General features: G+C 71.8%; 21 protein-coding genes and 2 tRNA genes. 18 read left to right on the top strand and 5 right to left on the bottom strand.

Annotated features, from left to right (window positions below; all coding sequences use genetic code 11):
- Positions 1-16: 16 nt before the first annotated feature.
- Positions 17-169 carry a hypothetical protein gene (locus CP969_RS33175; protein ID WP_167353808.1) on the top strand — a complete coding sequence of 51 codons (153 nt, stop codon included), beginning with the start codon at positions 17-19 and terminating at the stop codon, positions 167-169.
- A gap of 132 nt (positions 170-301) precedes the next feature.
- Here CP969_RS33175 and CP969_RS08645 read toward each other — a convergent pair whose 3' ends face one another.
- Both CP969_RS08645 and CP969_RS08640 read right to left on the bottom strand, forming a co-directional pair.
- Positions 302-862 (bottom strand): CGNR zinc finger domain-containing protein, encoded by a 561-nt coding sequence (locus tag CP969_RS08645; protein ID WP_016827063.1) that lies wholly within the window; start codon positions 860-862, stop codon positions 302-304.
- Positions 863-1,178: 316 nt separating this feature from the next.
- On the bottom strand, positions 1,179-1,592 hold the full coding sequence (locus CP969_RS08640) for an SsgA family sporulation/cell division regulator (protein ID WP_004002642.1): 414 nt from the start codon (positions 1,590-1,592) through the stop codon (positions 1,179-1,181).
- 191 nt (positions 1,593-1,783) lie between these two features.
- Here CP969_RS08640 and CP969_RS08635 point away from each other — a divergent pair, with 191 nt between their 5' ends.
- The 9 genes from CP969_RS08635 to CP969_RS08595 all read left to right on the top strand — a co-directional run bounded on the left by CP969_RS08635 (position 1,784) and on the right by CP969_RS08595 (position 10,055).
- The gene (locus tag CP969_RS08635) at positions 1,784-2,248 is read left to right on the top strand and encodes a TIGR02611 family protein (protein ID WP_026085325.1); all 465 of its coding nucleotides are present in this window, start codon (positions 1,784-1,786) and stop codon (positions 2,246-2,248) included.
- Between the two features lie 78 nt (positions 2,249-2,326).
- Positions 2,327-2,398: transfer RNA gene (locus CP969_RS08630), tRNA-Val, on the top strand.
- Between the two features lie 401 nt (positions 2,399-2,799).
- On the top strand, positions 2,800-4,101 hold the full coding sequence (locus tag CP969_RS08625) for an ABC transporter substrate-binding protein (RefSeq protein ID WP_016827065.1): 1,302 nt from the start codon (positions 2,800-2,802) through the stop codon (positions 4,099-4,101).
- An 11-nt stretch (positions 4,102-4,112) separates the two neighbouring features.
- Entirely contained in the window at positions 4,113-5,102 is a 990-nt protein-coding gene (locus tag CP969_RS08620; RefSeq protein WP_004990543.1) for a carbohydrate ABC transporter permease, read from the top strand.
- A complete protein-coding gene (locus tag CP969_RS08615; RefSeq protein WP_016827066.1) occupies positions 5,099-6,031 on the top strand; it encodes a carbohydrate ABC transporter permease in 933 nt (310 codons plus the stop codon). Before CP969_RS08620 ends, CP969_RS08615 begins: the two co-directional genes overlap by 4 nt.
- Positions 6,032-6,043: 12 nt before the next feature.
- Positions 6,044-6,622: a hypothetical protein gene (locus tag CP969_RS08610; protein WP_016827067.1), complete on the top strand. Its 579-nt coding sequence runs from the start codon at positions 6,044-6,046 to the stop codon at positions 6,620-6,622.
- A 100-nt stretch (positions 6,623-6,722) separates the two neighbouring features.
- A complete protein-coding gene (locus CP969_RS08605) occupies positions 6,723-9,458 on the top strand; it encodes an exo-rhamnogalacturonan lyase family protein (RefSeq protein WP_016827068.1) in 2,736 nt (911 codons plus the stop codon).
- 36 nt (positions 9,459-9,494) lie between these two features.
- Positions 9,495-9,944: an SRPBCC family protein gene (locus tag CP969_RS08600; protein WP_004990552.1), complete on the top strand. Its 450-nt coding sequence runs from the start codon at positions 9,495-9,497 to the stop codon at positions 9,942-9,944.
- 39 nt (positions 9,945-9,983) lie between these two features.
- Positions 9,984-10,055 (top strand) — tRNA-Val (locus tag CP969_RS08595).
- Positions 10,056-10,173: 118 nt separating this feature from the next.
- On the opposite strand, the gene CP969_RS08590 is transcribed toward CP969_RS08595, so the two are convergent.
- Positions 10,174-10,899 (bottom strand): 3'-5' exonuclease, encoded by a 726-nt coding sequence (locus CP969_RS08590; protein ID WP_016827069.1) that lies wholly within the window; start codon positions 10,897-10,899, stop codon positions 10,174-10,176.
- Positions 10,900-11,066: 167 nt separating this feature from the next.
- On the opposite strand from CP969_RS08590, the gene CP969_RS08585 reads away from it, so the two are divergent.
- The 4 genes from CP969_RS08585 (at position 11,067) to CP969_RS08570 (ending at position 15,638) form a co-directional block, all read left to right on the top strand.
- Positions 11,067-11,633 carry a DUF4365 domain-containing protein gene (locus CP969_RS08585; RefSeq protein ID WP_004990554.1) on the top strand — a complete coding sequence of 189 codons (567 nt, stop codon included), beginning with the start codon at positions 11,067-11,069 and terminating at the stop codon, positions 11,631-11,633.
- Positions 11,630-12,940: a hypothetical protein gene (locus tag CP969_RS08580; protein WP_016827070.1), complete on the top strand. Its 1,311-nt coding sequence runs from the start codon at positions 11,630-11,632 to the stop codon at positions 12,938-12,940. The genes CP969_RS08585 and CP969_RS08580 overlap by 4 nt, the downstream gene beginning before the upstream one ends.
- A 93-nt stretch (positions 12,941-13,033) precedes the next feature.
- A complete protein-coding gene (gene thrS / locus CP969_RS08575) occupies positions 13,034-15,010 on the top strand; it encodes a threonine--tRNA ligase (RefSeq protein WP_026085326.1) in 1,977 nt (658 codons plus the stop codon).
- Between the two features lie 82 nt (positions 15,011-15,092).
- Positions 15,093-15,638, top strand: coding sequence for an HIT family protein (locus CP969_RS08570; RefSeq protein WP_004990557.1), 546 nt, complete (start codon positions 15,093-15,095; stop codon positions 15,636-15,638).
- A gap of 32 nt (positions 15,639-15,670) precedes the next feature.
- Here CP969_RS08570 and CP969_RS08565 read toward each other — a convergent pair whose 3' ends face one another.
- Both CP969_RS08565 and CP969_RS08560 read right to left on the bottom strand, forming a co-directional pair.
- Positions 15,671-17,326, bottom strand: a complete 1,656-nt coding sequence (locus CP969_RS08565; RefSeq protein ID WP_004990559.1) for a hypothetical protein — start codon at positions 17,324-17,326, stop codon at positions 15,671-15,673.
- A gap of 229 nt (positions 17,327-17,555) precedes the next feature.
- Positions 17,556-19,754 carry an elongation factor G-like protein EF-G2 gene (locus tag CP969_RS08560; RefSeq protein ID WP_016827073.1) on the bottom strand — a complete coding sequence of 733 codons (2,199 nt, stop codon included), beginning with the start codon at positions 19,752-19,754 and terminating at the stop codon, positions 17,556-17,558.
- A 240-nt stretch (positions 19,755-19,994) separates the two neighbouring features.
- Here CP969_RS08560 and pgsA point away from each other — a divergent pair, with 240 nt between their 5' ends.
- From pgsA to CP969_RS08540, 4 genes are all read left to right on the top strand, one after another.
- Positions 19,995-20,723 (top strand): phosphatidylinositol phosphate synthase, encoded by a 729-nt coding sequence (gene pgsA, locus CP969_RS08555; protein ID WP_004990564.1) that lies wholly within the window; start codon positions 19,995-19,997, stop codon positions 20,721-20,723.
- On the top strand, positions 20,720-21,649 hold the full coding sequence (locus CP969_RS08550; RefSeq protein ID WP_004990567.1) for a phosphatidylinositol mannoside acyltransferase: 930 nt from the start codon (positions 20,720-20,722) through the stop codon (positions 21,647-21,649). Before pgsA ends, CP969_RS08550 begins: the two co-directional genes overlap by 4 nt.
- On the top strand, positions 21,646-22,809 hold the full coding sequence (locus CP969_RS08545) for a glycosyltransferase family 4 protein (protein ID WP_016827075.1): 1,164 nt from the start codon (positions 21,646-21,648) through the stop codon (positions 22,807-22,809). The genes CP969_RS08550 and CP969_RS08545 overlap by 4 nt, the downstream gene beginning before the upstream one ends.
- A gap of 187 nt (positions 22,810-22,996) precedes the next feature.
- Positions 22,997-23,539, top strand: coding sequence for a LemA family protein (locus tag CP969_RS08540; RefSeq protein WP_016827076.1), 543 nt, complete (start codon positions 22,997-22,999; stop codon positions 23,537-23,539).
- The last annotated feature ends 47 nt before the right edge of the window (positions 23,540-23,586 follow it).

The following is a 23,586-nucleotide window of genomic DNA, read 5'->3' as shown; positions in this document are numbered from 1 at the left end:
TCATCATCGCGGCGAGATGCTGGACACGACACAGAGCGAGGCCGCGCCGCCGCAGGACGAGCCGCGCGGATGCCTCTTCGCCCTATCCCAGCCACCGCTGATGATCTTCCTTGCGGTGATCGGGTGTCTCCTGCTCACGGCCGCCCTGCACGACCTGCTGTGGCTGTGAGCCGTACCCGCGGTACCCGGCGTCACCCGTCGGGACCGCGTCGGCACGGCATCGAGGAACAGCGCGAGGTGGTTCCCTCGCCGGCCCCGGTGGCCCTCGTGCGCGGCCCCCGCCGGGCCGCCGTCCGGAGGGTCAGCCCGCCGCCTCCTTGCGCCGCGCCCGGTACGCGGCGACGTGCAGGCGGTTGCCGCAGGTGCGGCTGTCGCAGTAGCGGCGCGAGCGGTTGCGGGAGAGGTCGACGAAGGCATGCCGGCAGTCCGGGGCCTCACAGCGCCGCAGACGCTCCTGCTCGCCCGCGACCACGAAGAACGCCAGCGCCATCCCGCAGTCGGCGGCCAGGTGGTCGGCGATGGAGGCGCCGGGCGCGAAGTAGTGCACGTGCCAGTCGTAGCCGTCGTGGTCGGTGAGCCGGGGGGTGGTGCCCGCGGCCGCGATCAGCTCGTTGATCAGTCCGGCGGCGCTGCGGGCGTCGGGAGCGGCGAACACCGCCGCGAACCGCCCGCGGATCTTGCGTACCGCGGCCAGATCGAACTCCGTGAGGACGCCGACCTCGCTGACCTCGTGCTTCCGCACGAAAACCTCGAGAGCCGCGACGTCCGGCAGTCCGTCCGGCGCCGAGTCGTCCTCCGGCGCGGTGTTCACCAGATCCACCACGGTGTCCAGCGCGCACCGGGTGTCGTGGGTGATCAGCACGATTCGCTCCCTGGCCTGGGGGTCGGGCGGACGCCCGTCGATGCTGGCCGATGGTAGTGGCTCCGGCGGCCACCGCACGCCCCCGCTCCGCACATGGCTTCGAATGGCGACGCCGGAGCGCCTCCCGGCGTTCCCGGGACGATCCCCCGACACAGGCGGCCGGTCGTGGAGGGCGAACGGCACACCGGCTCCGACGCCGCGGAAGTGCCCGCGGCGTCGGAGCCGGTGTATGCCGTATGCGATTGTCCGTGATGCGGCTGTCCGGGCCCGAGCCGTCTCCCCGAGTCGACGGCGCCGGGCGGCTTGGTGGGGTCGCTCAGCTTTCCGCCAGGATGTGCGAGAGCTCCTGATCGAGGTCGAAGTGCCGGTGCTCCGTACCGGGGGGCACGGCGGCGTCGGTGCGCTTCAGGAAGGACTCCAGAGCGCGTGCCGGGGCTTCGAGCAGGGCCTCTCCCTCCGGTGAGCTCAGGGCGATGCAGACGACCCCCTGACCGTGACTGCGCGACGGCCAGACGCGGACGTCGCCCGTTCCCGTGGGGCGGTGGAGCCCCTCGGCGAGGAGGTCGCGGGCGAACACCCACTCGACGGTCTCCTCGGCTCCGGTGTGGAAGGTGGCGTGCACGGCGTAGGGGTCGGCCGTGTCGTACCGCAGGCCTGCGGGGACAGGCAGGGAGGACTCGCTCGACACAACGAGGCGCAGGTGCAGCTCGCAGCTGACCGTGGTGTTCATAAGCGCCAGGGCCTTTCGCTCAGTGTGCGCTCGGGGATTCGCACGTCGGCGAAATCGACATGCCACCTACGGTGCCGTTGTAAACCCCTCTGCGTGGTTTGCGTGGGATTACGTAACTCTTCCGGCCGAGAGATCGTTCGCGGAGTGCGCCCATTCCGGTGATGTGATTCGCTCAGGTAGGGTTTGGCTGCATGAACACGGGGAGTAACAAGCCTGGCGAGGCTGTCATGGGGGCTCACGGGGCGACGTTGGACAAAAGCCAGGACGAGCGGGACGAGGCGCGAGGGCTCGGCTCGCGGGCACCGGAATTCGTCAAAGCGCGCCGTGTCCTGCACCTGAGCTGGCAGGTCGGTGTCTTCGTCGTCGGCCTCGCGGTCGTGGCGGCCGGCGCCGCGATGCTGGTGCTGCCCGGGCCGGGCTGGGTGGTGATCTTCGGCGGCATGGCGATCTGGGCGACCGAGTTCGTCTGGGCCCAGCTGGTGCTGCGGTGGACCAAGCGCAAGGTCACCGAGGCGGCGCAGCGCGCCCTCGACCCCAGGGTGCGTCGCCGGAACCTCATCCTGACCTCGATCGGTGTGGTGATCGCGGTCGCGGTGGCCGGGGTGTACCTGTGGAAGTTCGGCCTCCAGATGCCCTGGAAGATCAAGGACCAGTGAGCTCCGGCAGGGTGCGGTGGCCCCGCTCCCGCTGGTCACGGGCACTGCCTGACATGGGGTAATGTTCTTCCTGCGCCCGGGCGATTAGCTCAGTGGGAGAGCGCTTCGTTCACACCGAAGAGGTCACTGGTTCGAACCCAGTATCGCCCACCGGACCACACGGCGGCCCGGCTCACACCTCGTGAGCCGGGCCGCCGTGGTGTGGGCGCCCGTGTGTCGCCGTCCGTGCGCACGTGCGCCGGGCCCGTCCGCGGCCCGCGCGGCGGCCGGGCCGTTCCGCTTCCGCTCGTCTTCATCCAACCGTGACCTTCCGTGCCGTCCGCTCCGGCCGTCCCGCCGGCGTTCGGTCGGTCGGCCGCGCGGCACCGACCTGCGCGTTTTCTCCGGTGTGCGCGTGCGCGGCCGAGGGGGGCGCCGTCCTGGTGCGGTCCGGGCGGTCGGCGATTCCTGTCCGAATCATTGACGTGCCCGTAGGCCCTCCGTAACTTGTGCCAGCAAGCGCTTACTTGAAACGATTCATGAGGCGGACGCGGCGTCGCGGGGAGGCTCGTATGCAGCAGGGCGGGAAGGCGGAGGGGCGGACCGGGAGGCGGACGATCCTCAAAGCGGCGGGGGCCTCGCTGGCCGTCGCGGGGCTGGGCGCGACGGCCACCGCGTGCGGCGGCGGCAGCGGCTCGGGAGACGGAACGGTGACGATCCGTTACTCCTGGTGGGGTGCCGAGGACCGGGCCGAGCGCATCAACAAGACCATCGATCTCTTCGAGAAGAAGTATCCGAAGATCAAGGTGAAGACCGACTTCCAGCCGTACACCGACTTCTGGAAGAAGTTCAACACCCAGGCGTCCGGGGGAAACCCACCGGACGTCTTCCAGAATGCCATCGGATTCCTCCGTAAATACGACGCGAAGAACGTACTGCTCGATCTCGGTGGGCAGGTGAAGGCCGGCAACCTCCGCATGGACGGCTTCCGGGCGGGCCTGGAGAAGTTCGGCGAGGTCGACGGCAAGCTCCTCGGCGTGCCCGTCGGTTCCAACTCGATGGCCCTCGTCATCGACAAGCCCGTCTACGCCCGGGCCGGCGTCAAGCCCGAACAGGGCTGGACGTGGGACGACTTCGACGAGGCGATGACCAGGGTCCGGGACAGGACGGGCCGGGCGGGTGACAGCGGCATGTACGGCGTCATGTACCTCTACGACCTGTACCTGCGTCAGAACGGCAAGGCGTTCTTCACCGAGGACGGCCTCGGCTTCACCGAGGCGGACCTGACCCGGTGGTGGACCAGGGCGGAGAAGGGGGTGAAGTCCGGTCTCTTCGCGGACCCGAAGAAGGTCGCCCAGATCAAGCCCAAGTCGGCGCTCTCCGCGGAGCTCGCCGGCAGCGAGTTCACCTGGGACAACTTCACCGTCCGCTACACCTCCGAGGGCAAGAGCGAGTACGGTCTCGCTCCCCTTCCCACCACGGACGGCAGGAGGACCGGCCAGTACCTCGGCTCCCTGATGCTCAGCGCCTCGAAGCGCACCCGGCACCCCGAGGAGGTCGCCCGGTTCATCGACTTCATGGTCCACGACCCCGGGGTCGCCAGGATCATGGGTTATGACCGCGGTGTGCCCACCACCCAGGCCCAGTACGATGCGTACACCCCGACCGACCCGGTCGACAAGGCGATCGCCGCCTACGAGGAGTCGCTCGTGACGGCGGGCGTGCTGGAGCCCATCACCCCGCACCCGAACGGCGCCGACATCTGTGAGGCCGCCTTCCTGCGCATCGCCGAGGAGATGGCCCTCGGCAAGCGCTCCGTGGACGACGCCGTCCGGCAGTTCTTCACCGAGTCGAAGACGGCTCTCGCAGGCTGAGGGGAAACGCCGTGACACACGCCCCTGCGACGGAGGGCCTGACGAAGGACTCCGAGCCGCGGCACGGTCCGGTGGAGTCCCCGCGCCCCGCCGCGCCCAAGCGGCGGGGCCGCCGGGAGAACCTGGCCGGCTACCTCTTCATGTCCCCCTGGATCGCCGGTTTCCTGCTGCTGACCGCGGGACCGATGGTCGCCTCGCTCTACTTCGCGTTCACCGACTACAACCTGTTCGACGCCCCCCGCTGGATCGGCCTGGACAACTTCTCCGAGATGTTCGCCGACCCGCGCTGGCGCCACTCGGTGCGGATCACGCTCTGGTACGTCGTCGTCGGTACGCCGATCAAGCTGGCCGCCGCCCTCGGTGTGGCCCTGCTGCTGGCCCAGAAGCGGCGCGGACAGGCCTTCTACCGGGCCGCGTTCTACGCGCCGTCGCTGATCGGGGCGAGCGTGTCCGTGGCCATCGTGTGGAAGGCGATCTTCTCGGACGACGCGATCGTCGACCGTGCGCAGCAGCTCTTCGGCATCGGCGCCGGCGGCTGGACCGGAGACCCGGACCTGATCATCTACAGCCTGGTGGCGCTCACCGTCTGGCAGTTCGGCGCCCCGATGGTCATCTTCCTGGCCGGCCTCAAGCAGGTCCCGCGCGAGCTGTACGAGGCGGCCGACGTCGACGGGGCGGGCAGGGTACGGCAGTTCTGGAACATCACCCTGCCGATGATCTCCCCGGTGCTGTTCTTCAACGTCCTGCTGGAGACGATCCACTCGTTCCAGATCTTCAGCTCGGCGTACATCGTCGGCGGCGGCGCCGGAGGCAACGCCTGCGGTCCGGCGGACGGAACCATGGTCTACACCTGTTACCTCTACGTCCAGGGCTTCGAGAACAGCCGGATGGGCCTGGCCTCCGCCATGGCATGGATGCTGCTGGTCGCGGTCGCCCTGGTCACGGCGGTGCTGTTCTGGTCCCAGAAGCGCTGGGTGCACTACGAGGAGGACGGCCGATGAGCTCCCCCGATCTCGCGACTCCGCCCGGTCGGGAGGCACCCCCGCCGGCCACCGGCGCCGCACCGGAACCGTCCACCGGGGCGGCCGCCCTCCGGCGCGGACTGCCGGGCTCGCTCGCCTGGCACCTCGGGGCGCTGGCCGTCCTCGCGGTGATCCTCTACCCGGTGGTCTGGGTCGTCGGCGGCTCGTTCAAGAGGAGCGAGGACATCGTCGGCAGCCTGGACCTCTTCCCGGGCGATCCGGTCCTCACCAACTACACGAGCCTCGCCGACGGCATCGCGGACATCCCCGTCTCCACCTTCTTCACCAACTCGCTCCTCCTGGCGATCGGTTCGGTGATCGGGATCCTGGTGTCCTGCTCGCTCACCGCGTACGCCTTCGCGAAGATCAGGTTCACGGGCCGCAACCTGCTGTTCACGCTGATGATCGGCACGCTGCTGTTGCCGTACCACGTGCTGCTGATCCCGCAGTACGTGCTCTTCCGCAACATGGACATGATCAACACGTACACCCCGCTCCTGCTGGGGAAGTACCTGGCCACGGAGGCGTTCTTCGTCTTCCTGATGATGCAGTTCATGCGCAACCTGCCCAGGGAACTCGACGAGGCCGCCCGCCTCGACGGCTGCGGGCACGTCCGCATCTACTGGTCGATCGTCCTCCCGCTGTGCCGTCCGGCGCTGATCACCAGTGCCATCTTCACGTTCATCAACGCCTGGAACGACTTCATGGGCCCGCTGATCTACCTCAACGAGCCCGACCGGTACACGGTCTCCCTCGGGCTGAAGATGTTCGTCGACCAGGAGGGGCTGGCGAACTACGGCGGCATGATCGCCATGTCGCTCGTGGCCCTGCTGCCGGTCCTCGCGTTCTTCCTCGCCTTCCAGCGCTACCTGATCGACGGCATGGCCACGTCCGGACTGAAGGGCTGAGGTGAGCCGACGATGCCCCCGGCACGCACCGGATCGAGGGCCTGGGAGGGGTTCGCCCTCTTCGCCGAGTCCCTGCTGACCGGCGTATGGGTCACGGCGGCCTCCCTGCCGCTGGTCACCTGCCCCGCCGCGCTCGCGGCCGGCGCCCGGCACCTCGGGCGGCACCTCGCCCACGAGCGGGGCGGATGGCGGGAGTTCGCGGCCGACTTCCGGTCGGCGGCGCGCGGCGGCTGGGTCGTCGGGCTCGCCGGCTGGGTGACCGCCGCCGCCGTGTGGTTCGACGTGCGGGTCGTGCGGGCCGGCCTGCCGGGCGGGCCGCTCGTGGGCGCCGTGGGTGTGTCCGCCCTCATCGCGGCGGTGGTCGCGCTGCTGCGCGCGGCGGCGCTCTGGCGGCCCGGATCCTCCTGGCGGTCACTGCTCGCGCAGGCCGGCCGCCGTACCGTCCTCGACCCCGCGGGGTCCTTCCTGATCGTCGGCGGGCTGGCCGTGGTGGTCTGCTCCGCCTGGTTCAGCGCACCGCTGGCGGTCCCCGTCCTGGGGGCCGTCGTCGCGGCGGCCGTCGCCGTGGAGGAGCGCCACCGGCACCGCTGACCGGCGGTGACCGGGCACATCGAGGCCGGCGCCCCGGCGCCGCGCCTCTGCCTGTCATGCCCTTGACATCCCCTTGCATTCCGCACGGAAAGGAAAGGCCATGTCCCCCCTTCCCCGCAGGTCCCTGCTCAAGGCGGCCGCGGCCGCCGGAGCCGCCGCCCCGTCCCTCTGGACGCCGGGAGCGCAGAACGCCGCCGCCGCGCCCCGGGCCGAAACCGCCGACGCGGACCCGGTGACCCTGGACTGGCTGGAGGACGGCGGTCTGGGCGCGGCGCCCGGTTCCACCGTCGGCGTGCCCTGGCCCAAGGGCGCGTACCGGGAGGACCAGACCTTCGCGCTGACCGACGCCGACGGAAAGTCCGTCCCCGTCCAGTCCTGGCCGATCGCCCACTGGCCGGACGGTTCCCTCAAGTGGACCGCGCACGCGGTGAGTTCGGGCTCCGGGAAACTGACCCTGACCGCGGGGACGCCCGCCGCGCCCGAGAAGCGGGTCACCGTCGGCCGGCGCGGCGGCACCATCGAGCTGTCGACCGGAGTCATCACCGCGAGGATCGCCACGTCCGGCACCACCCTCATCACGTCGATCACCCGCGGCTCGACGGAGATCGCCCGCGGCGGCCGGCTCGTCCTGCTGCGCCAGCCCGAGTACGAGGACGGCGACCGGACCACGGTCAGGACCGAGCGGTTCGACGGGACCATCTCGAAGGTCACCGTCGAGCAGGAGGGCCCGGTCCGCGCGGTCGTCCGCATCGACGGCAGACACCGCAAGGGCGGCCACGGCCTGCTCCCCTTCTCCCTGCGCCTCTACTTCTACGCGGGCGCCGACTCCTTCCGCATGGTGCACACCATCACCTACGACGGGAAGCAGGAGCCCGGGAAGGCGAGCGGCGACTTCGTCCGCGGCCTCGGCGTCCGCTTCACCGTGCCGATGCGCGACGCGTCCTACGACCGGCACATCCGCATCGGCGGCGAGGGCACCGGGATGCTGCGCGAGGCGGTCAAGGGCATCACCGGACTGCGCCGCGACCCGGGAACCGCCGTGCAGGAGGCCCAGTTCGCGGGGAAGAAGCTGCCCGACCCCGCCACCTGGGACCAGCGGGTCACCACCCGCCTGCCGTACATCCCCGAGTGGGGCGACTACACCCTCTCCCAGCTCTCCGCCGACGGCTTCACGCTGCGCAAGCGCACCAGGAAGGGCTACGGCTGGATCGGTGCCGGCGGCGGCCGGCGCGCCTCCGGCTTCGGCTACGTCGGCGGGGTCGGCGGCGGCCTCTCCTTCGGCCTGCGCGACTTCTGGGAGAAGTTCCCCGCCCAGCTCGACGTCCGCGACGCCCACACCGACGCCGCCGAGGTCACCCTCTGGCTCTGGTCGCCCGAGGCCCAGCCCATGGACCTGCGCTTCTACCACGACGGCCTGGGCCAGGACACCTTCCCCGAACAGCTCGAGGGCCTCAACATCACCTACGAGGACTACGAACCCGGGTTCGGCACCCCCCACGGCATCGCACGGACCTCCGAACTCCTCTTCTGGGCCAACGCGTCCACCCCGAGCGCGGAGGAACTCGCCGAACAGGTCGCGGCCGTCCGCGTCCTCCCGCAGCTCGCCGCCCCGCCGAAACAGCTCATCGGGGCGGGCGTCTTCGGCAAGGGCCTGTTCTCCGAGCCGGACCGCTCCACCCCGGCCAGGGCGAGGATCGAGGACCACCTCGACTTCCTCTTCACCTACTACAAGGACCAGGTGGAGCAACGCCGCTGGTACGGCTTCTGGGACTACGGCGACGTCATGCACACCTACGACACCGTCCGGCACCAGTGGCGCTACGACGTCGGCGGCTACGCCTGGGACAACTCCGAGCTCTCACCGGACCTCTGGCTCTGGTACGCGTACCTCAGAAGCGGACGCGCCGACATCTTCCGGTTCGCCGAGGCGATGACCCGCCACACCGGCGAGGTCGACGTCTACCACCTGGGCAAGTGGGCCGGCCTCGGCACCCGGCACGGCGTCCAGCACTTCGCCGACAGCGCCAAACAGCAGCGCATCGCCAACACCACCTACCGGCGCCCCTACTACTTCCTCACCGCCGACGAACGCGTCGGCGACCTCATGCACGCGAACGTCGACTCCGACGAGACCTTCCTCGCCCTGGACCCCCTGCGCAAGATCCGCACCGAGCCCTACACACCCGACCGCAACGCCCTGTCCATCGGCTTCGGCACCGACTGGAGCGGCCTGGTCTCGGCCTGGCTCACCGAGTGGGAGCGCAGGGGCCCCGAGTGGGAGAAGGCACGGGCCCGCGTGCTGTCCACCATGGAGACCATCGCCGCCCAGCCCAACGGCTTCGTCCAGGGCAGCGGCCTGTACGACCTGGACACCGGGAGGTTCGCCGTCGCCGGCACCCCGAAGGTCGAGGTCTCCCACCTGTCGGCCGTCTTCGGGCTGAACGAACTGTGCGCGGAACTCATCGACCTGGTCGACATGCCGGAGTTCGAGGAGGCGTACTACGACTACTGCCGCTACTTCAACGCGAGCAAGGCCGAACAGGCGGCACGCTACGGCTCGGACTTCGGGAGCCTGATCCTCTTCCAGGGACACTCCCGCCTCGACGCCTACGCCGCCGTCCGGACCGGCGACGACGAGCTCGCCGAACGGGCCTGGCGGAAGTTCTACGACTCCGACGGCTACAAGGAGTCGGCGCCCTGGAGGACGGAGGAGGTGAGCGGCCCGACGGCGCTGGTGGCGGGCCGTGAGGCCTCCTGGGTCTCCACCAACGACACCGCGCTCTACGGCCTGGCCGCCATCGAGAACCTGGCGCTGCTGGGGGACCGGATGCCGTGACGGCACGTTCCGGGCGCGGGCGGGCACACTCCGTCCATGGACTGGAACCACTACCGATTCCGCAGTCTGTGGACCCTGCCCGCGCCCGCACCGGTGGTCTACCGGACCCTGGAACGGATCGAGGACTACCCCCTGTGGTGGCCCCAGGTACGGGAGATCAACCGGCTCGACGGCACCAGCGGGATCGTCCGGATCCGCTCCCTGCTGCCCTTCGACCTGAGGGCGACCCTGCGCGAGGGGCGGCGCGACGAGGAGACCGGGATCCTGGAGGCGGGCCTGTCCGGGGACATCGACGGCTGGGCCCGCTGGACCGTCACCCGGCTGGGGCCCGGCCGCAGCCTCACCCACTACGAACAGGAGGTGGACGTCCGCAAGCCGCTGCTGCGGCGGCTCGCCGTGCCCGGACGGCCCGTCTTCCGCGTCAACCACGCGCTGATGATGCGGGCCGGGCGGCGCGGGCTGGCCGCCCACCTGCAAGCGGTTTGATGGAAGCCCGCCCGGACCTGTATTGTTCAGTGCGTTCCCGGGCGATTAGCTCAGTGGGAGAGCGCTTCGTTCACACCGAAGAGGTCACTGGTTCGAACCCAGTATCGCCCACACCGTCGATGGCGGCTCGCACCTGCGAAAACGCAGGACGGGCCGCCATCGTCCTTTCTGCCCGGCTCCGCCGCCCGCACCCCCTTCCCCCGCGCACCGTCGGCGTCGGCTCGACGGCTCACGCCGCCGCCGGCAGGTCCGGACGCAGCGGCCAGGCCGGGTCGACCGCCTCCTCCGTGCCGCTGCTCGCGAACCACGCCTGCAGCCCCCTGGCCTGCGCCGCGTGCCACACCGCCTGCAGGGTGTGCAGCTCACCGGGGGACAGCCGCTCCAGCCGCGAGGCGAAGCGCCGCCCGACCGCCCGGGTGACCTCCAGCGCGGCCACCGCGTCCGCCGCCGCGTCGTGCGCCCCCTCCAGGGGGACGCCGTAGTGCGCGCACAGGTCGGTCAGGGTGCGGCGGCCCTTGCGGTAGCGGTCCAGGTGCTTGTCGAGCACCCGCGGATCCAGCACCAGCAGCGGCACCCGTTCGAACCAGCGGCTCAGCGACGAGGCGCGATGGCGGCGCAACTCCCGGTCCAGCAGGGTGAGGTCGAACGGCGCGTTCATCACCACCAGCGGGCGGCCCACCCGGGCCTGCTCCGCCAGCGCCTGGGCCACCTCGTACATCACCGGCGCCGGCCAGCGGCCGTTGTGCTGCAGGTGCTCCTGGGTCAGCCCGTGCACCTCGGTCGCCGCGGCGGGCACCGGCACCCCCGGGTTCACCAGCCAGTCGGTCACCCGGGGCCGGGTCCCCGGAGCGTCCTGGACGACGAGAGCGGCCGACACGATCCGGTCGGCCTCGACGTCCACACCCGTCGTCTCCGTGTCGAAAGCGGCCAGCGGCCCTTCGAACCAGCTCGTCATACTCAACAACCCCTCGTCCACCTCCGGCAGTTGACGCCCCGTCCACTGCCCGATCCGGTGATACCCGGGCTGTTTGCGCCGTACGCCGGAAGGAGACAACAGGAGTACGGGTCTTCGCAGTTCACAGACCCGCAACGGGGCTCGACTGTTCTGGAAGGCTGTTGGTCATGGCCATCGCGCAGCCCGAACGGGGCGGGCTGCTGCCCGGGCGCACACCACCCACTCGCGGCACTCTCGCCACCACCGCCTGCATGGAGACCCTGCAGGTCGGCTATCTGCACGCCGTCGCGGCCGCCGCGGGCTGCTCGCTGTCCCAGCCCTTCCCGGACAACGGCATCGACTGGCACGTCAGCCACAGCGCCCCCGGGCACACGGTCGACGACGAGGTCACCATCAAGGTGCAGCTCAAGGCGACCTACCAGGTCGCACCCGGCCCGCCCGGCCGCTCCTTCTCCTTCACGCTCGACAACGCGCACCTGGCGAAGCTCGCCCGCACCCCGGTCTCGGTGCACAAGATCCTCGTCGTCATGCTCGTCCCGCGCTCGCAGGACGACTGGCTGCGGGCCGGTCACGACCGGCTCGACCTGCGGCACTGCTGCTACTGGGCCAACCTCGCCGGACACCCGGTCACCGGCCGGCACCGCACCACCGTGCGGATCCCCACCTCACACATCTTCGACGACCGGGCGCTGTGCGAGATCATGACGCGGGTCGGGACGGGAGGAAAACCGTGACGCACCGCCCGACCGGAGGACCCCCGCGGCCCGTCCGCCCGCACCCCGCCGACGCCGGCCGGCCACCCGGGCCCGCCGAGACCGACCCGGCCGTGCTCGCCGCCCTCCTGCAGCGGCACGGCTGGCAGCGGCGCGGCGGCCCCGCCGGACGCTACGGCCGCTGGACCCCGCCGGGACCGGGCGGCGGCACGAGCCTGCTGGTGCCGGAGAGCCGCGCCTTCCCCGACAGCGAGGACCTGCTCGCCGAGGCCCTGCAGGCGCTGTCCCGCAGCACCGCGCCCTGCGCCCGCGAGGTGCTGCTCGCCCTCGCCGTGCCCAGTGACGAGATCCGCTGGTGGCGCGACGTACCGGCCGGCCCCGGCGACGCCACGGCCTGGACCTCGGGGGAGCAGCTGCGCTCCGCCGCCCGCCGGACGCTGCTCGCCGCCGCGCTCGCCACCCGCGCGCGGGCCGGTTTCCACGGCGCCCGGCACCGCCGCCCGGCCGCCGCCGTGCTGGACACCGTGCTGGTCGGGCCGGTGCAGGACGGGCGCCGGCTGACCGCGTTCGCCCCCGTCACCACCGGCCGCCCCCTCGTCGTGAGCCTCCACCAGGCCCTGTGCGCGACCCGCGAGGCCGTCGACTACCGCCGGGCCGCCGGCGGCATGGACGCCTTCGACACCGCCGTCGAGGCGGGCGTCAGCCAGGAGCTCACCGAGGCCCTGGTCGACCTGGTCCGGGGCACGGAGGGCGCCCGGATCTCCGTGGCGTGGGCCCCGGCGGCCGGTGTCCCCGAGGGCTGCGCGGCCCGGGCCGAACCCGTCGAGTTCTCCCCCGGGGACCTGCCCGTCCTGCGCGAGGCCGGTGCCCGCTACCGGCGCGCGGAGCCCGCGGTGCCGGTGCGGATCACCGGCACGGTGGTGCGGATGCGCAGGTCCGGGCCGCGCGGCGAGGGCACCGTACGCCTGCGCGTACTCGCCGGGGCCGAGGTCGGTCACGTCCGGATCACGCTCGGTGAGGAGGACTACCGCATCGCCGGACACGCCCACCTGGTCGGGCTGCCGGTGCGGGTGCGCGGGCGGCTGGAGAGCCGGGGCGGCTTCCGCCGGGTGACCGGGGCCGGCGAGGTCGCGCCGGTGCAGGTCGACGAGGCCGAGCGGGACCGGCTGATGAAGGCGATCCAGGAGAACGCCGAGACCGCGGCCTTCTTCGGCGAGGCCTGCGGACCCGACGACGAGGTCTGCGGACCGGACGACGAGGTCTGCGGGCCGGACGGCGGGGCCTGCGGGCCGGACGGCGGGGCCTGCGGGCCGGACGGCGGGGAATGATTTCGCGCCGGGCGGGCCGGGGTCGGTACGATCGGGACCTGTGCGTGCGCTCCGGTATGGCGCCGCAGCCCCACCTTCAGTCAGGAGAGACCGGTGTCAGACGTCCGTGTGATCATCCAACGCGATTCCGAGCGGGAAGAACGCGTGGTGACGACGGGCACCACGGCCGCCGAGCTCTTCGCCGGCGAGCGCTCGGTCATCGCCGCGCGCGTGGCCGGCGAGCTCAGGGACCTCTCCTACGAGCTCCAGGACGGTGAGACCGTCGAGGGTGTGGAGATCTCCTCCGAGGACGGCCTGAACATCCTGCGCCACTCCACCGCGCACGTCATGGCCCAGGCCGTGCAGGAGCTGTTCCCCGAGGCCAAGCTGGGCATCGGCCCGCCGGTGAAGGACGGCTTCTACTACGACTTCGACGTGGACAAGCCCTTCCACCCCGATGACCTCAAGGCCATCGAGAAGAAGATGCAGGAGATCCAGAAGCGCGGCCAGCGCTTCTCCCGCCGCGTCGTCACCGACGACGAGGCCCGCGAGGAACTCGCCGACGAGCCGTACAAGCTGGAGCTGATCGGCCTCAAGGGCGCGGCGTCACACGACGACGGCGCGGACGTCGAGGTCGGCGCCGGTGAGCTGACGATCTACGACAACCTGGACGCCAAGACCGGCGAGCTGTGCTGGAAGGACCTCTGCCGCGGTCCCCACCTGCCCACCACCCGCAACATCCCGGCGTTCAAGCTGATGCGCAACGCGGGCGCCTACTGGCGCGGCAGCGAGAAGAACCCGATGCTCCAGCGCATCTACGGCACCGCCTGGCCCTCCAAGGAGGAGCTGAAGGCGCACCTGGAGTTCCTCGCCGAGGCCGAGAAGCGCGACCACCGCAAGCTCGGCCACGAGCTGGACCTGTTCTCCATCCCGGAGCAGATCGGCTCCGGCCTCGCCGTCTTCCACCCCAAGGGCGGCATCGTCCGCCGGGTCATGGAGGACTACTCGCGGCGCCGCCACGAGGAGGAGGGCTACGAGTTCGTCTACACCCCGCACGCGACGAAGGGGAAGCTCTTCGAGACCTCGGGCCACCTGGACTGGTACGCCGACGGCATGTACCCGCCCATGCAGCTCGACGAGGGCGTGGACTACTACCTCAAGCCCATGAACTGCCCGATGCACAACCTGATCTTCGACGCGCGCGGCCGCTCCTACCGCGAACTGCCGCTGCGCCTGTTCGAGTTCGGGACCGTGTACCGGTACGAGAAGTCGGGCGTCGTGCACGGCCTGACCCGCGCCCGCGGCTTCACCCAGGACGACGCGCACATCTACTGCACCCGCGAGCAGATGTCCGAGGAGCTCGACAAGACCCTCACCTTCGTCCTGAACCTGCTGCGCGACTACGGCCTGACCGACTTCTACCTGGAGCTGTCCACCAAGGACCCGGAGAAGTTCGTCGGTACCGACAAGGCCTGGGAGGAGGCCACCGAGACGCTGCGCCAGGTCGCCGAGAAGCAGGGCCTGCCGCTGGTCCCGGACCCGGGCGGCGCCGCCTTCTACGGGCCGAAGATCTCCGTGCAGGCCAAGGACGCCATCGGCCGCACCTGGCAGATGTCGACGATCCAGCTCGACTTCAACCTGCCGGAGCGCTTCGACCTGGAGTACACCGCCGCGGACGGCTCCAAGACCCGCCCGGTCATGATCCACCGCGCGCTGTTCGGCTCCATCGAGCGGTTCTTCGCCGTGCTGCTCGAGCACTACGCGGGCGCCTTCCCGGCCTGGCTCGCCCCGGTGCAGGCGGTCGGCATCCCGATCGGCGATGCGCACGTCGAGCACCTGGAGAAGTTCGCGGCGGCGGCCCGCAAGCAGGGGCTGCGGGTCGAGGTCGACTCCTCCTCGGACCGGATGCAGAAGAAGATCAGGAACGCCCAGAAGCAGAAGGTGCCGTTCATGGTCATCGCGGGCGACGAGGACATGGCGAACGGCGCGGTCTCCTTCCGCTACCGCGACGGCTCGCAGGAGAACGGCATCCCCGTCGACGAGGCCATCGCGAAGATCGTGAAGGTCGTCGAGGAGCGGGCGCAGGTCTGACCGCACGGATGACGTCCGGGCCCCCGGGAGTGATCCCGGGGGCCTTTGCCCCACCACCCGGACGACGCCATATGCTGCACGCATGACGAGTGAGCCGGAGCAGCAGTCGGGAGTGGGCACGCAGGACGCGTTCCAGCGTCTGTGGACGCCTCACCGGATGGCCTACATCCAGGGCGAGAACAAGCCGACCGGCCCCGGAGCCGACGACGGCTGTCCCTTCTGCGCGATCCCGGCCAAGTCCGACGAGGACGGACTGATCATCCGGCGCGGCGAGCACGTGTACACGGTGCTCAACCTCTACCCGTACACCGGCGGCCACCTGATGACGGTGCCCTACCGCCACGTCGCCGACTACACGGACCTCACGGTGGAGGAGACGGCCGAGCTCGCCGAGTTCACCAAGCAGGCGATGACCGCCCTGCGCACCGCCTCCGGCGCGCACGGGTTCAACATCGGCATGAACCAGGGCACGGTCGCGGGCGCCGGCATCGCCGCCCACCTGCACCAGCACGTCGTCCCGCGCTGGGGCGGCGACACGAACTTCATGCCGGTGGTCGGCCACACGAAGGTGCTGCCGCAGCTGCTGGCCGACACCCGCAAGATGCTGGCGGAGGCCTGGCCCTCCTGAACGGGGCGGGGTGCCCCGGCCGGGGCACCCCCTCACGCGTCGTACACGTCGGCCTTCTTGGGGGACGCCTCCTGCACCGCGACGCTGAGGGACGACGACCTCGCACCGAACTTCTCGGTGTCCACGCCGTTCTCCCGCAGCACCTTGATCGCCGCCGCGTGCACCACCCGCAGCACCGGCGTCGCCGCGCGCAGGGCGTCGTCGGCCATGAAGCGGTGCCGCCACGGCTTGTCGGCCCAGGCGTGCCGCAGACCGAACGGCTCCGGCAGGGTCAGCTTGCCGCCCAGCCAGTACAGCAGCGGCGGGTACCAGGTCAGCGGCGCGCGGGCCGCCAGGCGCACCACCTCGTCCGTGTCGACCAGGGGGAGCTTCACCGTCCGGGTCTCCCAGAACCTGACCGACTTCTGGACCGACTTCTCCTTGGCCGCCGGCTTGGTGGTGAACAGGGAGTGCACCGGTCCCAGCGCGTGTCCGGTCACCTCGATGCGCAGCGTCTCGTGCAGCACGGTCACCGTGATCAGCATGGTGAGGACCAGCTGGCCGTCCCACAGCGTCCACTGGACGCCCAGGTAGTGCCGGTCGCCCGCGCCGAACTGCTGCTTGTTGCAGATGTCCTGGACGGCGTGCGACTTGACCTGGTACGCCTCGACGTCCGTGCCCTCGGGCCGGGAGACCGCCGTGGCGTTCTCCCCGATGGGCGTGACGATCCAGTGCCGTATCGACGGCTTGGGGAAGCCCCCGGTGTGCAGGGGACCGCGCTCCAGCATCCGCAGCCGGTCGTGGATGGCCTTGATGACGTCCCAGCTGCGGAACGGATGGATCTCCCGGTCCGGGTCGGCCGGCACCAGGTCCTCGGCGAGCTGCCAGCTGCCCCAGCGCGTGCCCATGCCGAGGATGCCCTTGGGGCCCGCGTAGAACACGGAGTTGGACTGCTGCTCGGCGCTGAGCCGGGCCAGGGACTGGCGCAGCTGCTCGGCCGCCGTCTCGCCGGGGCTGCTCGGCACCGTCTCGGGCACCTTGGCGCCGACGCTGCTGCCGGAGAGCAGGCTGTCCCAGCGCTCCCGCAGGTCCCTCGCCGTGCGTTCGCAGATCCGCTTGGCCCAGAACCAGCCCACCACCGGGGCGATCACCGCCGCGCGCGCGTACCAGCCCCAGAACCCGTCGAACGGCATGCGGATCAGGAACAGCACCGCGAGGGCGCCCACCGCGACGAGCAGTGTCGTGGCGAGCGCGCCGGCCCGTTTGTCCTCGCGCTTGGCGACGGTGGTGCGGATCTGGAAGACCAGCAGCCACACGAGGAGACCGGGCAGGAACAGCAGGCCGCACAGGACCATGACGGCGCTCAGCCAGTTGTCCCGCTCCCGGCGGATGTGGTGGGCCGCGAGGGCGTGCTCCACCACCACCTGCGGCTGGGCTCCGAAGGACTGGATGAGCGGCGCGCGCCCGGCCCCCAGCATCCGGTCGATGATCGCCCGGGAGAACGCCTCGCCCAGGTTCGGCCGGAACAGCTTCAACCGGGGCTTGGAGACGGCCGACTGGTGCCACTCGCTGTTGGCCTTGAGTATCTCCTCGGCCTCGTTGTCCCGGTAGGCCGCCGAGGCCAGCGCGAACGTCGGCGTCTGCCCCTCGTCGCCCGTGCGCGGCACCTGCGGACCGAAGAAGTCCGCGTAACCGCTCTCAACGGTCATTCCCGCCCCCGATCGCCACCACTGTCGTCTTGCGACCTTCCCGACTTCCTTGCCGCGCACACCTGTTGATCAGGTATTCAGCGTATCCGCAGCCACCGGCGTTTGTCGGCGGACGGCCTGAACCGCCCGCCCGCACCGAGGCGTGGCGTGGGAGCCGTCCGGCGAAGGACGGCGAAGGGCGGGCGTACGCCGGGCGCCCGTGGGACCGGTCACGGGCGCCCGGCGCCGACTACGAGGCGGCGCGCGCCTCTTCGAGGACCCGTTCGGCGACCTGCGGCGGCATCGGTTCGTGCCGCGCGTACCGGCGGCTGAAGCGGGCGGTGCCGTGCGAGAGGGAACGCAGGTCGACGGAGTACCGGCCGATCTCGATCTCCGGTACCTCGGCCCTGATCAGCGTGCGTCCGGCGGCCGCCTGCTCGGTGCCGAGCACCCGGCCGCGCCGGCCGGACAGATCGCTCATCACCGTGCCGACGTAGTCGTCGCCGACCAGGACGCTCACCTCGGCCACCGGCTCCAGCAGGTGGATCCTCGCGTCCGAGGCCGCCTCCCGCAGCGCCAGCGCGCCCGCCGTCTGGAACGCGGCGTCGGAGGAGTCCACCGAGTGCGCCTTGCCGTCCAGCAGCGTCACCCGCACGTCGATCAGCGGATGCCCGGCGGCGACCCCCTTGGCGGCCTGGGCCCGCACGCCCTTCTCGACCGACGGGATGAACTGCCGCGGCACGGCCCCGCCGACCACCTTGTCCACGAACTCGATGCCCGAGCCGCCCGGCAGCGGCTCCACCTCGATCTCGCAGATGGCGAACTGCCCGTGCCCGCCGGACTGTTTGACGTGCCGGCCGCGCCCGGCGGCCTTGCTCCCGAACGTCTCCCGGAGCGCGACCCGGTGCGGCACGATGTCGACCTGGACGCCGTAGCGGCTGCGCAGCCGCTCCAGGGCCACGTCCGCGTGCGCCTCGCCCAGGCACCACAGGACCACCTGGTGCGTGTCCTGGTTCTGCTCCAGCCGCATCGTCGGGTCCTCGGCCACCAGCCGGGCCAGCCCCTGCGACAGCTTGTCCTCGTCGGGTTTGCTGTGCGCCCGGATGGCCAGCGGCAGCAGCGGGTCGGGCATCTCCCACGGCTCCATGACCAGCGGGTCGTCCTTGGCGGACAGGGTGTCCCCGGTCTCCGCGCGGCTCAGTTTCGCCACACACGCGAGATCGCCCGCGATGACGTGCGACACCGGCCGCTGCTGCTTGCCGAACGGCGTGGTCAGGGCGCCGATCCGCTCGTCGACGTCGTGGTCCTCGTGGCCCCGGTCGGCCAGTCCGTGCCCGGAGACGTGGACCGTCTGGTCGGCGCGCAGGGTGCCGGAGAAGACCCGGACCAGCGAGATCCGGCCGACGTAGGGGTCGGACGAGGTCTTCACGACCTCCGCGACCAGCGGGGCGTCGGGGTCGCACGGCTTCAGCTCGCGCGGCCGGCCGTCCACGGTGGTCACGCGCGGGGTGCCGTGCTCCAGCGGGGTCGGGAAACCTCTCGTGATCAGCTCCAGGAGCTCGACCGTGCCGAGCCCCTGGCGGGCGCCCTCGGCCGCGGGGGCGGCGGCCAGGACGGGGAAGAACACCCCGCGCGCGACCGCCCGCTCCAGGTCCTCGATCAGCGTCTTGACGTCGACCTGCTCGCCGCCGAGGTAGCGGTCCATGAGGGTCTCGTCCTCGCTCTCGGCGATGATCCCCTCGATGAGGCGGCCGCGGGCCTCCTCCAGCAGCGGCGACTGCTCCTCGCCGGGCTCGGACTCCTTGCGCTCGCCGGTGGAGTAGTCGAACAGCTTCTGCGTCAGCAGTCCGATCAGTCCCGTCACGGGCGCGTGCCCGTCGGGTCCCTCCGGGCCGCGCAGCGGCAGGTACAGCGGCAGCACGGCGTCGGGGTCGTCCCCGCCGAAGGCCTCCGCGCAGATCCGGGTCATCTCCTCGAAGTCCGCGCGGGCCGCCTCGAGGTGCGTGACGACGATGGCGCGCGGCATGCCGACCGCCGCGCACTCGTCCCACACCATCCGGGTCGAGCCGTCCACGCCGTCCGAGGCCGAGACGACGAAGAGGGCCGCGTCCGCCGCCCGCAGGCCGGCCCTGAGCTCCCCGACGAAATCGGCGTACCCGGGGGTGTCCAGCAGGTTGACCTTGATGCCGTCCCATTCGACCGGCACCAGCGAGAGCTGTACGGAGCGCTGCTGCCGGTGCTCGATCTCGTCGTAGTCGGAGAGGGTGCTGCCGTCCTCCACGCGGCCGGCCCGGTTCACCGCTCCCGCGGTCAGCGCGAGAGCCTCCACCAGAGTCGTCTTGCCCGATCCGGAGTGGCCGACCAGCACCACATTCCGTACGGACGTGGGGTGGCCGGCCGCCTGTGCCCTGCCGGCGGCCCCGGGGTGCGTGTGCGCCTTGTCGCCCATGATCCTGCCTCCCGTGCACGGTGAGGTCGTTGTGGGCGCGGACCCGCGGAATCCGCGTGCGGTGCGGCTCCGGCGACGCCCGCGGTCCTTCGAGCTTTCCACTCCCGTCACGGTGCGTCCATACGAAGGACGTCATCCCGTCGCCCGCCCGGTGCGCGGCCGGGCGGACCACCGTCCCCGCGGGCCCCGGCGCGGGCGCTCGGGTGCCCCGCCACCGCCCAGGCGTGCGCGTGGCTACGATTGGGCCCGCCGGTGGCCAGCAGGGGCCGCGCGGCCACACCGACCGTCGGGAAAGCCATGCTGAACAAGTACGCGCGTGCATTCTTCACGCGTGTCCTCACACCGTTCGCCGCATTTCTCATCCGGCGGGGGGTCAGCCCCGACACGGTCACGCTCATCGGCACCGCGGGTGTGGTCGCGGGCGCGCTGGTCTTCTACCCCAGGGGCGAGTTCTTCTGGGGCACGGTCGTGATCACGCTGTTCGTGTTCTCCGACCTCGTCGACGGCAACATGGCCCGTCAGCTGGGCCGCTCCAGCCGCTGGGGCGCCTTCCTGGACTCCACCCTCGACCGGGTCGCCGACGGCGCGATCTTCGGCGGCTTCGCCCTGTGGTACGCGGGCGGCGGCGACGACAACGTCCTGTGCGCCGTCTCGATCTTCTGCCTGGCCAGCGGACAGGTGGTGTCGTACACCAAGGCGCGCGGCGAGTCGATCGGCCTGCCGGTCGCCGTCAACGGGCTCGTCGAGCGGGCCGAGCGGCTGGTGATCTCGCTGGTCGCGGCCGGCCTCGCGGGCCTGCACGCGTTCGGCGTGCCCGGCATCCGGTACCTGCTGCCCGTCGCCCTGTGGATCGTCGCGGTCGGCAGCCTCGTCACGCTGATCCAGCGGGTCGTCACCGTGCGCCGGGAGTCCGCCGAGGCCGAGGCCGGGACCCAGCGGCCGGCCCGGGGGAGCGAGGCCGCGACGTGAGCGCCCGGGAACGGTTGACCGACGCCCTGTACGGCGCCGGCTGGGGCACGGTGAGGAAGCTTCCGGAGCCGGTCGCCGTCCGCCTCGGCCGGACCATCGCCGACCTCGCCTGGAAGCGGCGCGGCACGGGCGTGCGGCGGCTGGAGGCCAACTACGCGCGCGTGGTGCCCGGCGCGAGCCCCGAGCAACTCGCCGAACTCTCGCGCGCGGGCATGCGGTCGTACCTGCGCTACTGGATGGAGTCCTTCCGGCTGCCCGCCTGGAGCGCCGAGCGCATCAGGACCGGTCTCGACGTCAAGGAACTCCACCACCTGACCGACGGCATGGCGGCCGGCAAGGGCGTCGTCCTGGCGCTGCCGCACCTCGCCAACTGGGACCTCGCCGGCGCCTGGGTCACCACCGCGCTGGGCATCCCCTTCACCACCGTCGCCGAGCGACTGAAGCCGGAGACGCTCTACGACCGGTTCGTCGCCTACCGCGAGGGCCTCGGCATGGAGGTGCTCCCGCACAACGGCGGCGCCGCCTTCGGCGCGCTGGCCCGGCGGCTGCGCGGCGGCGGGCTGGTCTGCCTGGTCGCCGACCGGGACCTGTCCGCCTCCGGCGTCGAGGTCGACTTCTTCGGCGAGACCGCCCGGATGCCGGCCGGCCCCGCCCTGCTCGCCCAGCAGACCGGCGCACGGCTGCTGCCGGTGACGCTCTGGTACGACGACTCGCCCGTGATGCGGGGGCGGGTCCATCCGCCGGTGGAGGTCCCCGCGTCGGGTACGCGTGCCGAGAGGACGTCCGTCATGACGCAGGCGCTGGCCGACGCCTTCGCCACCGGGATCGCCGAGCATCCGGAGGACTGGCACATGCTGCAGCGCTTGTGGCTCGCGGACCTCGACCCCGCGCGGGACCCCGAGAAGGACCGGAAGGGGACCTCGTGAGGATCGGCATCGTCTGCCCGTACTCCTGGGACGTGCCGGGGGGCGTCCAGTTCCACATCCGCGACCTGGCCGAGTACTTCCTCCGCCTCGGACACGAGGTGTCCGTCCTCGCCCCGGCCGACGACGACACCCCGCTGCCGCCGTACGTCGTCTCGGCGGGCCGCGCGGTGCCGGTGCCGTACAACGGGTCGGTGGCCCGGCTCAACTTCGGCTTCCTGTCGGCCGCGCGGGTGCGGCGCTGGCTGCACGAGGGCGCGTTCGACGTCATCCACATCCACGAGCCGACGTCTCCCTCGCTCGGCCTGCTGACCTGCTGGGCGGCCGAGGGCCCGATCGTCGCCACCTTCCACACGTCCAACCCGCGCTCCCGGGCCATGATCGCCGCGTACGCGATCCTGCAGGCCGCCCTGGAGAAGATCAGCGCCCGGATCGCGGTGAGCGAGTACGCCCGCCGGACCCTCGTCGAGCACCTGGGCGGGGACGCGGTGGTGATCCCGAACGGCGTCGACGTCGACTTCTTCGCCGAGGCCGAGCCCCGTCCGGAGTGGCAGGGCGACACCATCGGCTTCATAGGCCGCATCGACGAGCCCCGCAAGGGCCTGCCGGTGCTGATGAGGGCCCTGCCGAAGATCCTCGCCGCCCGCCCGGGGGCCCGGCTGCTGGTCGCGGGCCGCGGCGACGAGGAGGAGGCGGTCGAGTCGCTGCCGCGGGAGCTGCGCCCGCGCGTCGAGTTCCTCGGCATGATCAGCGACGAGGACAAGGCCCGCCTCCTGCGCAGCGTCGACCTGTACGTGGCGCCCAACACCGGCGGCGAGAGCTTCGGCATCATCCTGGTCGAGGCCATGTCCGCGGGTGCGCCGGTGCTCGCCTCCGACCTGGACGCCTTCGCGCAGGTCCTCGACCAGGGGGCGGCCGGCGAGCTGTTCCCCAACGAGGACGCGGACGCGCTCGCCGAGGCCGCCGTGCGCCTCCTGGAGGACCCCGAGCGCCGCGCGAAGCTGCGCGAACGCGGCAGCGCCCACGTCCGCCGCTTCGACTGGTCCACCGTCGGCGCGGACATCCTGTCGGTCTACGAGACGGTGACGGCCGGGGCGGCGGCGGTGGCGGCCGACGACCGCACGACGGGGCTGCGGGCCCGCCTGGGGCTGGCGCGGGACTGACGGCGAGGAGCCGGCGCACGCGGCCCGTCCGGCGTCCGGGGCGAAGCCGTCCGGGCCGGAGAGGGGGCCCGGGGGGACGGCGGCCCCCGGGGACGGCACCTGCGGCCGGCGGTGCTCCACGGGCGCCGTCGCCCGCTCCCGGGCACCCGGCGGAGCCCGGTGGGGCGTCCCGGTAGCCTTGCCGCCCGTGACCGCAACCCTCATCTGGATCCTCGTCGCCCTCGTCGTGATCGGCCTCTACCTGAGCTGGACGGCGGGGCGGCTGGACCGGCTGCACGCCCGTATCGACGCCGCCCGGGCCGCGCTCGACGCGCAGTTGCTGCGCCGTGCCTCCGTCGCCCAGGAGCTGGCCACCTCCGGGGTGCTCGATCCGGCCGCCTCGATCGTGCTCTACGAGGCCGCGCACGCCGCGCGGCAGGCGGTGGAGGAACAGCGCGAGGTCGCCGAGAGCGAGCTGAGCCAGGCGCTGCGCGCGGTCTTCGCCGAGGCGCAGCAGGTGGACGCGGTCAGGGAGGCGCCCGGGGGAGAGGAGGCGGCCCTGGAACTCGCCGAGGCGGTGCGCCGGGTGCCCATGGCCCGCCGGTTCCACAACGACGCCGTACGGGCCGCGCGGGCGCTGCGGCGGCACCGCAAGGTGCGCTGGTTCCGGCTGGCGGGACACGCGCCGTTCCCGATGGCCTTCGAGATGGACGACGAGCCGCCGACGGCCCTGACGGAGCGGGCGGCGTAACGGCCGCGGCCGTCCGGAGGGCCGTCGCCCACCGAAAAGGATCCACC

Origin of the sequence: Streptomyces viridosporus T7A, from assembly GCF_008704515.1 — a bacterium.
Taxonomy (GTDB): domain Bacteria; phylum Actinomycetota; class Actinomycetes; order Streptomycetales; family Streptomycetaceae; genus Streptomyces; species Streptomyces viridosporus.
Note: the sequence above shows the minus strand (reverse complement) of the source record. Positions and strands in the feature narration are given on the sequence as shown.

Excerpts from the sequence above, each read along its gene's own strand:
- CP969_RS08615 (WP_016827066.1), top strand. The coding sequence starts at position 5,099 with ATGAGCTCCCCCGATCTCGCGACTCCGCCCGGTCGGGAGGCACCCCCG.
- CP969_RS08565 (WP_004990559.1), bottom strand. The coding sequence starts at position 17,326 with ATGACCGTTGAGAGCGGTTACGCGGACTTCTTCGGTCCGCAGGTGCCG.
- CP969_RS33175 (WP_167353808.1), top strand. The coding sequence starts at position 17 with ATGCTGGACACGACACAGAGCGAGGCCGCGCCGCCGCAGGACGAGCCG.
- CP969_RS08610 (WP_016827067.1), top strand. The coding sequence starts at position 6,044 with ATGCCCCCGGCACGCACCGGATCGAGGGCCTGGGAGGGGTTCGCCCTC.
- CP969_RS08605 (WP_016827068.1), top strand. The coding sequence starts at position 6,723 with ATGTCCCCCCTTCCCCGCAGGTCCCTGCTCAAGGCGGCCGCGGCCGCC.
- CP969_RS08590 (WP_016827069.1), bottom strand. The coding sequence starts at position 10,899 with ATGACGAGCTGGTTCGAAGGGCCGCTGGCCGCTTTCGACACGGAGACG.
- CP969_RS08640 (WP_004002642.1), bottom strand. The coding sequence starts at position 1,592 with ATGAACACCACGGTCAGCTGCGAGCTGCACCTGCGCCTCGTTGTGTCG.
- CP969_RS08635 (WP_026085325.1), top strand. The coding sequence starts at position 1,784 with ATGAACACGGGGAGTAACAAGCCTGGCGAGGCTGTCATGGGGGCTCAC.
- CP969_RS08600 (WP_004990552.1), top strand. The coding sequence starts at position 9,495 with ATGGACTGGAACCACTACCGATTCCGCAGTCTGTGGACCCTGCCCGCG.
- CP969_RS08570 (WP_004990557.1), top strand. The coding sequence starts at position 15,093 with ATGACGAGTGAGCCGGAGCAGCAGTCGGGAGTGGGCACGCAGGACGCG.
- CP969_RS08625 (WP_016827065.1), top strand. The coding sequence starts at position 2,800 with ATGCAGCAGGGCGGGAAGGCGGAGGGGCGGACCGGGAGGCGGACGATC.
- CP969_RS08560 (WP_016827073.1), bottom strand. The coding sequence starts at position 19,754 with ATGGGCGACAAGGCGCACACGCACCCCGGGGCCGCCGGCAGGGCACAG.
- CP969_RS08585 (WP_004990554.1), top strand. The coding sequence starts at position 11,067 with ATGGCCATCGCGCAGCCCGAACGGGGCGGGCTGCTGCCCGGGCGCACA.